This window comes from Streptococcus oralis (assembly GCF_001578945.1).
Lineage (GTDB): Bacteria > Bacillota > Bacilli > Lactobacillales > Streptococcaceae > Streptococcus > Streptococcus oralis_Q.
In genome coordinates this window covers 1-1,243 of record NZ_KQ969568.1, presented here as the reverse complement: position 1 = coordinate 1,243, position 1,243 = coordinate 1, and the positions used below count along the sequence as shown (strand labels likewise).

The 1,243-nt window shown below is 41.2% G+C and carries 1 protein-coding gene; it reads left to right on the top strand.

Annotation, left to right across the window (positions count from 1 at the left end; genetic code table 11):
• The first annotated feature begins 211 nt into the window (after positions 1–211).
• On the top strand, positions 212–1,093 hold the full coding sequence (locus SORDD16_RS09720; protein ID WP_001018995.1) for a class II fructose-bisphosphate aldolase: 882 nt from the start codon (positions 212–214) through the stop codon (positions 1,091–1,093).
• Positions 1,094–1,243 lie beyond the last annotated feature (150 nt).

Sequence of the window (1,243 nt, the reverse complement as noted above, 5' to 3'; positions counted from 1 at the left end):
CCTTATCATTTTGAGATGCAAGATGATCGATTGACCTTCTTCATACGTTATCCCAAAGTCACTCAGGACTAAGGAGAAGAAAGGGTTTACATTGATTGGGTTGGAAGAAATTCAATCTAAAGTATGGGAAAAACTAGCTTTTTTTATCAAAAAGTGATAAAATGAACAATGTAAATGGGATGTCCCAAAAAATATATAGGAGGCCTGACAAATGGCAATCGTTTCAGCAGAAAAATTTGTCCAAGCAGCTCGTGACAACGGTTATGCAGTTGGTGGATTTAACACAAACAACCTTGAGTGGACTCAAGCTATCTTGCGTGCAGCAGAAGCTAAAAAAGCTCCAGTTTTGATCCAAACTTCAATGGGTGCTGCTAAATACATGGGTGGTTACAAAGTTGCTCGCAACTTGATCGCTAACCTTGTTGAGTCAATGGGTATCACTGTACCAGTAGCTATCCACCTTGACCACGGTCACTACGAAGATGCACTTGAGTGTATCGAAGTTGGTTACACTTCAATCATGTTCGACGGTTCACACCTTCCAGTTGAAGAAAACCTTAAATTGGCTAAAGACGTTGTTGAAAAAGCACACGCTAAAGGTATCTCAGTAGAAGCTGAAGTTGGTACTATCGGTGGTGAAGAAGACGGTATCATCGGTAAAGGTGAATTGGCTCCAATCGAAGACGCTAAAGCAATGGTTGCAACTGGTATTGACTTCTTGGCAGCTGGTATCGGTAACATCCACGGTCCTTACCCAGCAAACTGGGAAGGTCTTGACCTTGACCACTTGAAGAAATTGACAGAAGCCCTTCCAGGATTCCCAATCGTATTGCACGGTGGTTCAGGTATTCCTGATGACCAAATCCAAGCAGCTATCAAACTTGGTGTTGCAAAAGTTAACGTTAATACTGAATGCCAAATCGCATTCGCTAACGCAACTCGTAAATTTGCTCGTGACTACGAAGCGAACGAAGCAGAATACGACAAGAAAAAACTCTTCGACCCACGTAAATTCTTGGCTGACGGTGTAAAAGCTATCCAAGCATCAGTTGAAGAACGTATCGACGTATTCGGTTCAGAAGGTAAAGCATAATCTAGCTGAACAATATAAAACAGAAACCTGCCCCAGAGGGTGGGTTTTTTGGTGTCTGGATATATAGCGAATATACTGTTGAAGAACCAATCTTAAGTTGCTAAAAGGACCTATTTTTTGTACAATAATGCTATGAAAAAACTAAAACAA